A 9,303-nucleotide genomic window follows, 5' to 3' on the forward strand; every position below is an offset into this window, starting at 1 on the left:
GGCCACCGCCACGTTCGCATGCTCCAGAGAGCGGACGGCTACGGCTACGCAACCCATTCAGAAACGCGGCACCGTGCCGCGTTTCCTCCCCCGCCTGAAGGCGGGGGTCTCCACGCTGGAGGTAACCGATGAAACTTCCCCTCGGCATCCACGTTGGCGAGAGGCTGAGCCTCGAGCAGACCTACTGGCAGGCAGAGTTCGCGGATCGGAACGGATTCGAGTCGGTCTGGGTCGCCGAGGGTCGCTTGGCCAGGGACGGAATCGTGCCCGCGGCCATCATCGCGAGCAAGACCTCCAACCTGAAGATCGGCACGGGCGTCGTCAACAACAAGAGCCGCAACGCGGCGCTGATGGCGGTGACCTTCAAGACCCTGGACGAGGTGGCTCCGGGTCGCGCGATCCTCGGCATCGGCGCCTGGTGGGAGCCGCTCGCCACGAAGGTCGGTCAGCCGCTCGTGAAGCCGATCGCCTCGATGCGCGAGTACATCACCGTCTGCCAAGCATTCTTCCGCAATGAACTCGTCTCCTTCGAAGGGGAGTTCGTGCAGATGCGCGACGTGCGATTCGACAGCATGTACCGCGAGAACAAGCCGGTCGACATCCCGATCTATATAGGCGCGGTCGGGCCGAAGATGCTCGAGCTCGCCGGAGAGATCAGCGATGGCGTCCACATGGACTTCCTCCTGCCGCCGTCCTATCTGACCGGCGCCAAAGAGGCGATCGGCCGGGGCGTTGCCAAGCGCACCGACGGTCGCAGTGGGATCGACCTGACCCAGATCGTGGCATGCAGCGTCAACGACGACGACCCGCAGGAAGCCATCGACGCGTGCAAGGCGTTCCTGACCCTCTACCTCATGCAGCAGCCGCACATCGCCGAGCACTGTGGCGTGGAGCGCGAACTGGTCGACCGGCTGCAGGAGGTGGCGGGATGGCCCGCGACTCCTGAGGACATCAAGCGTGCGATGCCTCTCGTTCCGAACTCGCTGGTGCAGAACGTCACCGCGTGTGGGTCCACCTCACAGGCCTTCGACAAGCTCATGGAATACCACGAGGCCGGCGTCAGATGCCCGATCATCTCCACACTCGGTGACAAGGAGCAGACGCTCACCCGCCTCGCCCTGGCCGCGAAGGACTGAACGATGGATCACCACTTTCCCCGAACGACCATCGCCATCGTGCATCCGCGGTCTGGCATCGCGCTGACCGGAATGCCGCAGCCTACTCCCGAAAAGGTGATCGCATGAAGCTCGCCGCAGTTCAGCTCCGTGCCACGGACGACCGGACCGAAACCATCGGCAGGGCCGGCGATCTCGTGGATGCCGCCGCCGGTCAGGGCGCCGGCATCGTTCTTCTTCCTGAGCTGTTCGCTGTCCCGTTCGTGCAGCCTGACCCGGATCCGGATTACTTCGAGCTGGCGGAGCGTCTCGACGGCCCGTCGAACACGATGGCGGCTGACCGATCCCGTCGGCACGGGATCACGGTGGTCTCTTCGGTATTCGAAGCCGGTGACGTGCCCGGCGTGTATTTCAACACCGCCTGCACGTACGTCGCGGGCGAGCTGAAGTCGGTCTATCGAAAGTCCCACCTGCCGTTCTCCAATGGATTCCCGGAGAAGTTCTATTTCCGGCCGGGGGGCACCGAGCCTGAAGTCGTGCATACAGGTGAGACCGGGGTTGGCACGATCATCTGTTATGAGAGGCACTTCCCGGAGTTGAGCAGGATCGTCGCTCTTCGAGGCGGTTCGGTGCTATGCGTGCCGGTCGCGTCCGCGAGCGCGCCCATGCGTGAGGTCTTCCAGCTCGAACTGAAGGCACACGCCGTGTTCAACGGGCTCTTCGTGATCTGTGCTAACCGGGTGGGCAGGGAAGGCGTCAAGGACTACTTCGGGATGAGCGCCGTCTACGGCCCCAACGGCGACATCCTCGCTCAGGCGACTGACAACACCGATGACGTCGCGGTTGCCGAAGTCGACCTCAAGCTGATCGCGACCACGCGCCAGCGTCGCCCGTTCCTCCGTGACCGGCGCCCGGAACTGTACGACCGGTTGACGGCGATGTGACAGCGACGACGGGCTCGATCCGAATCAGGCAAGTACAGACCCGAGCGCAGTGGACGCGCCCGGGGAGTGGACGCGTTTCGGGTGGCGCTACGAGGACGCCTCCGGCCGGAGCCTGCTGACCGGGATGGACGTGGTGCACGTCACCGTCGAGGGCGACATCGACGAAATAGTGATCTTCGCCGACCCTCCGGAGTGATTTCCGATTCGCCCGAGTGCTGGAGGCGCTCCGGCAGACCGCGATGACACCGCGCTGGGCCCCGTCTCCGCAAGGTCGATATTCGGTACGGCCGAACGGCCCGCACCCATCGTTCCCATGCGGTGAGGCTCGTGAGCAGGCTCCGGCATCGGGACAGGAGACCCCCGGCGAGGTGCTCCAACGGGGGAGGTGGAGCCGGAGCGGCACGCAGGTTCTTTCGTGGGGGACGAATCCGTGTGCCGCCACCCGCCGGGGGTGGTTCGTCGGCTCCCAGCGGGTGCTGGGAGCGGCGCGTCACCCCGGCTGAGCGGAGGTCGGCGCTCCGGGGAGGAGATCATCCGGAGGTGGCGGGGCTGATCTCTCGGTGAGACCCTCGTCAGAGCGCGGCGGATTCGCGGGAAGCTCACACCAGACGGTCCGGCCGGGTTCGCGGCCGTGGGAGCGGTAGCCCCAGTTTCCGCCGGAGAGCATGCCGACGATGGCCAGCCCTCGGCCGTTCTCCATCAGGAGGCATGCCGGGTCCGCCCGGAGGCGGGGTTCCTCGGCGCTCAGGCCGGTGTCCGCGACCTCGACGCGCAGCAGCCCGCCGTACGCCAGCAGCCGCAGGACCAGCGGATCGCTGGCGGCCCCGGCCTGCCCGGTGACCCCGTGCCGGGCGTGCTGGACGGCGTTGGTCACCAGCTCGGACACGGCCAGCCGCGCGTTCTCATAGGCCGGATGACTCTCCCCCAGCCATTTACGGACCTCCTCACGCGCCCGCGAAGCGGCTTCGGGATTACTGGGCAGAAGCATTTCGCTAAACGTCTCCGGCTCCATGAAATTGCCCCTTCCGACCGAATTAAGCCGACCTGCCGTCACCGGAGCCATTAACTGACATCCCGTGACAGCTATAGCTCGACAGGCACACGGTCCCAAACACCGAGGCACAGAGGAAGCCGATCTGCGCTTATCATGGGTTCACAGTTTACGAAGTAAGTTCACAACACTGTGAACCCCCGAGAACCTCATATCCATTCCCTCGGTAATGAAAATGAAGGAGACTCCTAAAGAGGAAACGAGAGGAGATCGAGATGAGCATCGCCATGGATCCTGAACCGGAGCCGGACTCAGAGCTAGAGTTCGATAAGAATTCGTACGAATCCACACGCGTTCAGTTCGGCAAGGAGCTACGGAAATACCGGATTATGTCCGGACTTACCCAGAGGGAACTCTGCACCGTGGTCCCCATCGCCGTAAGCCATCTGAGCATGTTGGAGAACGGCCACAGGGCGCCCACCAGGAAACTGGCCCACCAGATGGACGAGGCACTCGACCTGGGCACAACGCTCATCGACCTCCTGGACCGCCTGGACCGCGTCGCCACCCAGGTCCCCCGCTGGTTCCGCCCCTGGCTGGAATTCGAACGCGAGGCGGAGTCCATACGCATGTGGGAGCCTCTAATGGTGCCCGGCCTCCTCCAAACCGAGGACTACGCGCGAGCCGTGCTAAGCCGTGAGCCCGGCATCACCGACGAGAAGGTCGAAGAGCACGTCACCGCACGGATGGACCGGCAGGGCATCCTCAAGAGACCAAAACCTCCAATGCTCTGGATCGTCTTGGACGAAGGCATCCTGCACCGTCCCATCGCCGATTCAGAGGTGATGAGAGGCCAGTTCCAGAACCTCCTTGAGGCTGCGGAAATCCCCTGGATCTTTCTTCAAATACTCCCATACACTGCGCACAGTGTGATCGGCCTGCTGGGCGGCTTCGTGATAGCGGACATGTCAAAAAACGCTCCTCCGGTGGCCTACATCGATTCCCAGACCATCGGGGATCGAGTAAGCGAGCGGCTCGAAGAGGTGAAAAGGCTAGAATTCAGGCATAACCTAATACGGGCGGACGCTCTACCCCGGAGCGACTCGCGCGATATGATCAAGGAGGCGATCCAAAGATGGACCACCTGAATCAGGAGCTACACAGCGCCAATTGGCGTAAATCAAGCCTATCTGGAAGCGACGGAAGCAACTGCGTCGAAATCACCAACCTATCCAACAACCACCGAGCCATCCGCGACAGCAAAAACCCCACCGGCCCCGCCCTCATCCTCACCCCCCGCCAGTGGACCACCTTCATCACCACCATCAAGAACGGCGACTGCGACTGATTTCATGCACCTTCACCAAGAAACCCCCCGGTCACGCCCTCGGGGGGTTTCTCTGTGTATCAGGAGAACTCAGTCACTCCGATCGATTGGATCACTGGCGCCCATCACAGTCAGCTCCAGTTCTCGGGCGGACCGTCCTGTAGGTCTTCGACGCTCACTCCTGGCAGGTCGTTGAGCAACCGTCCCCACACCTGCTTTCCTGCGAGCGTCAGCACGGTGCGATCAGTCCGGTTGCCCCAGTAGGCGGCCTCCGCCACGTCGATCGGCACCATATCGACTCCGAGGTCCGCCCAGGTGCCGGAGATCCCTCGCTGGGCATCCCCGTCGAGGTCGAATTTAACGGGGTCGTATCCAACGCCGAGTTTCACGACAACCTCATCGAGGGCCAGTCGGGGATTACGGGCCAGGAGTTCCGCGTCCAGATATTCTCGCTGGTCCATGGTGAGGTGTGCTCGTGCAGTGATCACCGATACGGCAGGCAGGAGAAGACCGTCAGGGACACGACGTTTGATCGCATGGACCACGCCGACTGCCTGGTCGTGCCCTTGGGCGTAAGCGGTGATGAGCGAGGTGTCGAGGATGAACTTGGCACTCACGCCGTGGCCCGGCCGGCGTACTTGGCGATCAGTTCCTCGGCTCGACGCTCACCAGCAGCGAACCCCTCGGGGTTGGAGGTGCGGATCGCCTCGATGCGACGCGCCTCTCGCTCCTTGGCAGCCCGGTAATCCTGCTGCATCTGTCGGTGAACAGCCTGAGCGATGTACTCGGCAGGCGTGATGTCCTGACCGGTCTCGGCAATCCACTGCCTGGCCTCGGCGAGCAGATCAGCGGGAAGTTCGTTGCTCATGTCCCGAGCGTAGTGCAGGCGCGTTGCACGGGCAGGGAATCGATTGAGAGCTTCACAGTACGGAACATCGGCAACACCCTTCGTATTCGGAGGAGCAGCATGGGCCACCTTCGCCGACAGCATCAGGAACGGCGCCTTCGACTGACCCGACGTTCAGGCGTACGGTCCCCCAATCATGCCCTTCGGCCACCTGGCCGGAGGGCTCGTCAGTCCTCCACCGGGGCTGTGCCGCGGATCAGGACTGGGACGCCGCAGTGAGCCTCTCGACATCGGAGACGTAGACGGTCGTCCAGTACGGATGCAGCCGGTAGTAGACCACGTCGTTGTTCCAGTCGAAGGCGTCGTCGCCGTAGAAGTCCTTGAAGTAGGCGAGCAGGTCCGGCCAGTCCGCGGCCGGCTCGCTGTGCTGGGGGTTGAGGATCTCCACCGTGCCGTGCGTGAACACGCCCAGCTCCTCACCGCGCATGTGCGCGGCGCTGACGGCGGGGCGGGCGGCGAGATGGCGGGCCTTGGCGGCGCCGCGCGCCGTGCCGAAGTGCCACTTTCCGTGCAGGAAGTGCCCGTCCACACCACTGATCCGCGGCTCGCCCTTCGCCGTCACGGTGGACAGGGCGAGGGTGCACATGCCGGTCAGGATCCGGGTGACCTGCTCTGCGGTCAGGGTGCGCTCGCCGTTGATGATCGAGCGGAGGTATGAGTTGGAGCGAGAGAGGGAGGCATCGAGAAGAGCCTGGAGCTCTTTGAGCTCTTCTGGCGTTTCGCGCATTGAAGTCCTTGTCTATCCGTAGGGCCCGGTCCACGCCCACCATCGACGCCGACCGATGAAACCATGCTCGACCAAAAACCCGACACCTTGTGTCGTATTTCTGCACCCATCTTGCGAACCGCGGCGGGCCGCCCAGCCGATCGTGGCTCAACCAGCAGGCCGGCCTGTGGTGGCCGCAGGACCGCGCGTGGTGTGTCGCCACCGATGTCGACCTTATGACCACCTACGTCGGCGGTACCCACGAGTGCGTCGCGACACTGGTCGCCGACGAGGAACTGGAGGCCATGGAGGTCGGCGCCGACCACCGACTCGCCTGGGACGGCGACTCCCTCAACCCACCCCCCACCGACCGGAGCCGGTAGGAGACGGCCCCGACCGGCCCAGGACCACTCACCTGACTTCCGGGTCCACCGTGATCACAACCTCGATCCCCACGCTCTCCCCCTGCTCCATCAGCCCGATCTGACGTAGGCGGGACAGGTCCACGTCCAGTCCGCGCTCCTCCGCCACGGCGAGCAGTGCGAGCACGGCCGGGTGCGCGGCGCCGTCGATCATCATCACTGGCTCCTCGAATCGCCAGCGCACCACCAGTTCGAGCGCCGCCTCGACGGTGCCGGTCTCGACTGTCCGTTCCGGCACCGAGAATCCGGCGGGCAGCGGCTGGGCAACAGGCCAGCAACACATCATCTCGATCGCCGTGTCACTGCCGGGTGTGGCCCGGAACGTCGACCAGAACGGGCCGGTCGGCGCGTTGCCGATCTCCGCCAGGGCCCGCCACAGCGCGGCGAACCCCTCGTTGACCTCCTCGTTCGCGCGTTCCACCTCGTCTGCTGTGAGATCGTCACCCCTCGGCATCCGCAGCACGACGCCCGCCCAGTGCTGCCGCTGCGCCCGGCGTTCCGCCACCTGCCAATCGTGGCGATCCTCACCGCCCAGCAACCGGCCGAGGACTTCGAACGCCTCATCCTGGCGTTCCCGCTCCGCGACCACCCTGCTGCGATGCTCGGCGAGCGTCGCGGCGGCCGTATCAGGATCGGCCAGGAGTCGCGGGGCGTCGGCCAGTGGGATATCGGCCGCGCGCAACACCTTCAGCCGGGTCGCCACCGCGAACTGGGAGGCGCGGTAGCGCCGGTGCCGCGACCACGGGTCTACCGAGGTCGGCTTCAGCAGGCCCTGCTCGTCGTAGAGACGTAGCGCCTTCAGACTCAGTCCGGTCAACTCCGCGAATTCGCCGATGCTCATCATGAGATTCAGTGTGCGACCTCCCTCAGGGGGAGGTTCCACTCCTTTCACCGAAGGCTCTCCGGCGGAGCCCGACTCCCGACGCCGGCGATATCGTTCCCACCATGCACCGATCAACCGAAGCCGGATCCTCCCCCGTGACGGCGGACGACCTTGACCTGGCCGTTCAGCTTGCCGTCGGCGTCCTTCGGGAGGCGCCCCCGGCGGCCTGGGAGGGCAAGGCCGGCTCGCTGGAGTGGGACTGCTGGGAGACCGTCGAGCACCTCAGCGACGACCTCTTCTCGTACGCCGCCCAGCTGGGCCCCAGGACACCGCCCCTGGACGGCGTCGTGCCCTTCGCGTGGGAGCGCAGAAGACCCCAGGGCCCGGCGAACGCCATCCACGCGGACCGCGCGGCGGGGCCGGCCGGGCTGTTGCAGGTGCTGGAGGCGAGCGGCGCGCTGCTGGTCGCCATGGTGCGTACGACACCGCCGGAGGTCCGCGCCCACCACGTGCACGGGACGTCGGACCCGGAGGGCTTCGCCGCGATGGGGATCGTGGAGACCCTGGTGCACACCCACGATCTGGCCGAGGGGCTGGGGCTCGCCTGGACCCCGCCCGCCGACCTGTGCTCGCGGGTGCTCGCCCGGCTCTTCCCGGACGCCCCGACGAGCACGGACCCCTGGCCCACCCTGCTGTGGGCCACCGGACGCGCCGAACTCCCCGGGCGCCCGCGTCTGACCGCCTGGCGCTGGTACGGGGCACCCCGAGCGTAGATCTTCGAGGGCCCGCCGAGGGTGACGGCTCCCGGCAGGGCCTTCGACACCGACGGCGTGCGCGGCGGCGAGACCTCCCCTGCCCGGCACCCGGCTGCTGCTGTTCAGCGCCGCCGGCTTCATGCCCCAACTCCGGTCTTCCCTATTAGATGAGCATGTTGAAGCGGCTTCCCTTCTCCGTGCTCGCGGCCGACGTCGGCCGTTTCCCTGCCGGTGGACAAGGGCCTTTCTCGCTTTCGGCCGCTCCTTTAGTCTTCCTTCTCGTGTTCCGACGATCATGGATGCTCCCGACCGGGTGGTTGTGACGCAAGGACACCACCTGTGTGGTGTGGCCACCCGGTATGGCGACGATACCGGCGTGCCGGCCGTGCGGGACGCGCCGCACGGGCCACTGGCGCACGCGCTCAGCCCGCTGTGCCCCGCGGTGGCCCGGTGGCAGGAGCAGGAGGGCGCGCGCAGGCAGGCTGAGGAGGCGGCGTACTACGCGGCCAAGGAAAAGGCCTGCGATTGGCATCGCCCGCACCGCCCGAAGATCAAGCCGGTACGGCAGGGCCGCGCCACCATGTGGACCGAGTTCTGGACCATCCACGGATGGGATGAGGGACCTGACGAACGGCCCGGTGTCAGCGGCTTCACCGCTCAGAAATCCTCCGCCACGTCGTCAGTTCTGGTAGCCCCTCACCACCTGCGGAAGGATTGACGACCATGACCGACGCCAGACTGCTAGGCGACGACGAGGCCGCGTTCATCGCGGCGGCCCGCTCAAATGACGCAGCACAGTTCGCGCTCATCACGGAGCGCCACCGCCGTGAGCTGCAGGTGCACTGCTACCGGATGCTCGCGAACTACGAGGACGCCCAGGACATGACGCAGGAGACGTTCCTGCGGGTGTGGAACAAGCGGGAGTCGTTCAAGGGCCACGCTGCGCTGCGGACCTGGCTGTACCGGATCGCGACGAACGCCTGCCTCGACTTCCTGGACAAGCGCAACGATCGCACACCCGTGCCTGCCGAGCTGCCGGACCCCGGCTCCGAGGTGCTGTACCTGCAGCCCTACCCCGACCGGATGCTCCCCGAGGACCCGCAGGAATCGGTGGTTGCGCGGGAGACGATCGAGCTGGCGTTCATCGTCGCCGTCCAGCACCTGCCGCCGCGGCAGCGGGCGGTGTTCATCCTGCGCGACGTCCTCGGCTGGCCGGCGTCGAAGGCCGCCGACGCCCTCGAGCTGACCGTCGCATCGGTGACCAGCGCACTGCAGCGCGACCAAGGTCGTCGAGACCTCCTCCTACAAGGTGC

Annotated in this window: 14 protein-coding genes; 9 read left to right on the top strand and 5 right to left on the bottom strand. The window is 65.8% G+C overall.

The features are described from left to right. Window positions 1-128: 128 nt before the first annotated feature. From ABZ260_RS39185 to ABZ260_RS39195, 3 genes are all read left to right on the top strand, one after another. Window positions 129-1,136, top strand: coding sequence for an LLM class flavin-dependent oxidoreductase (locus ABZ260_RS39185; protein ID WP_355627628.1), 1,008 nt, complete (start codon window positions 129-131; stop codon window positions 1,134-1,136). 104 nt (window positions 1,137-1,240) lie between these two features. Then, a complete protein-coding gene (locus tag ABZ260_RS39190) occupies window positions 1,241-2,059 on the top strand; it encodes a nitrilase-related carbon-nitrogen hydrolase (protein ID WP_355627631.1) in 819 nt (272 codons plus the stop codon). Between the two features lie 49 nt (window positions 2,060-2,108). Next, complete coding sequence (locus ABZ260_RS39195; RefSeq protein ID WP_355627634.1) at window positions 2,109-2,255, top strand: hypothetical protein; 147 nt, start codon at window positions 2,109-2,111, stop codon at window positions 2,253-2,255. A 294-nt stretch (window positions 2,256-2,549) separates the two neighbouring features. Here ABZ260_RS39195 and ABZ260_RS39200 read toward each other — a convergent pair whose 3' ends face one another. Further along, the gene (locus tag ABZ260_RS39200) at window positions 2,550-3,047 is read right to left on the bottom strand and encodes an ATP-binding protein (RefSeq protein ID WP_355627636.1); all 498 of its coding nucleotides are present in this window, start codon (window positions 3,045-3,047) and stop codon (window positions 2,550-2,552) included. A gap of 278 nt (window positions 3,048-3,325) precedes the next feature. Between ABZ260_RS39200 and ABZ260_RS39205 the strand changes: the two genes are divergently transcribed. Both ABZ260_RS39205 and ABZ260_RS39210 read left to right on the top strand, forming a co-directional pair. Continuing rightward, window positions 3,326-4,198: a helix-turn-helix transcriptional regulator gene (locus tag ABZ260_RS39205; RefSeq protein WP_355627639.1), complete on the top strand. Its 873-nt coding sequence runs from the start codon at window positions 3,326-3,328 to the stop codon at window positions 4,196-4,198. Continuing rightward, window positions 4,186-4,398, top strand: coding sequence for a DUF397 domain-containing protein (locus tag ABZ260_RS39210; protein ID WP_355627642.1), 213 nt, complete (start codon window positions 4,186-4,188; stop codon window positions 4,396-4,398). Before ABZ260_RS39205 ends, ABZ260_RS39210 begins: the two co-directional genes overlap by 13 nt. 110 nt (window positions 4,399-4,508) lie before the next feature. Here the strand turns inward: ABZ260_RS39210 and ABZ260_RS39215 are convergent, their stop codons facing one another. From ABZ260_RS39215 to ABZ260_RS39225, 3 genes are all read right to left on the bottom strand, one after another. Beyond that, window positions 4,509-4,994 carry a hypothetical protein gene (locus ABZ260_RS39215; protein ID WP_355627645.1) on the bottom strand — a complete coding sequence of 162 codons (486 nt, stop codon included), beginning with the start codon at window positions 4,992-4,994 and terminating at the stop codon, window positions 4,509-4,511. After that, on the bottom strand, window positions 4,991-5,245 hold the full coding sequence (locus tag ABZ260_RS39220; RefSeq protein ID WP_343974952.1) for a hypothetical protein: 255 nt from the start codon (window positions 5,243-5,245) through the stop codon (window positions 4,991-4,993). The genes ABZ260_RS39215 and ABZ260_RS39220 overlap by 4 nt, the downstream gene beginning before the upstream one ends. A 235-nt stretch (window positions 5,246-5,480) precedes the next feature. Next, complete coding sequence (locus tag ABZ260_RS39225; protein ID WP_355627648.1) at window positions 5,481-6,011, bottom strand: pyridoxamine 5'-phosphate oxidase family protein; 531 nt, start codon at window positions 6,009-6,011, stop codon at window positions 5,481-5,483. A gap of 215 nt (window positions 6,012-6,226) precedes the next feature. Between ABZ260_RS39225 and ABZ260_RS39230 the strand changes: the two genes are divergently transcribed. Beyond that, a complete protein-coding gene (locus ABZ260_RS39230) occupies window positions 6,227-6,373 on the top strand; it encodes a hypothetical protein (protein WP_355627651.1) in 147 nt (48 codons plus the stop codon). A 28-nt stretch (window positions 6,374-6,401) separates the two neighbouring features. Here ABZ260_RS39230 and ABZ260_RS39235 read toward each other — a convergent pair whose 3' ends face one another. Further along, window positions 6,402-7,256, bottom strand: coding sequence for a MerR family DNA-binding transcriptional regulator (locus tag ABZ260_RS39235; protein WP_350915691.1), 855 nt, complete (start codon window positions 7,254-7,256; stop codon window positions 6,402-6,404). 101 nt (window positions 7,257-7,357) lie between these two features. On the opposite strand from ABZ260_RS39235, the gene ABZ260_RS39240 reads away from it, so the two are divergent. The 3 genes from ABZ260_RS39240 to ABZ260_RS39250 form a co-directional block, all read left to right on the top strand. Continuing rightward, window positions 7,358-8,008 carry a maleylpyruvate isomerase N-terminal domain-containing protein gene (locus ABZ260_RS39240; protein ID WP_355627655.1) on the top strand — a complete coding sequence of 217 codons (651 nt, stop codon included), beginning with the start codon at window positions 7,358-7,360 and terminating at the stop codon, window positions 8,006-8,008. A 277-nt stretch (window positions 8,009-8,285) separates the two neighbouring features. Then, a complete protein-coding gene (locus ABZ260_RS39245; protein WP_355627659.1) occupies window positions 8,286-8,708 on the top strand; it encodes a hypothetical protein in 423 nt (140 codons plus the stop codon). 5 nt (window positions 8,709-8,713) lie between these two features. Beyond that, window positions 8,714-9,303, top strand: a 590-nt coding sequence (locus ABZ260_RS39250) for a sigma-70 family RNA polymerase sigma factor (RefSeq protein ID WP_355627662.1), incomplete at its 3' end; no start/stop codon positions are given.

This window comes from Streptosporangium sp. NPDC006013 (assembly GCF_040614275.1).
In the GTDB taxonomy this organism is placed as follows: domain Bacteria; phylum Actinomycetota; class Actinomycetes; order Streptosporangiales; family Streptosporangiaceae; genus Streptosporangium.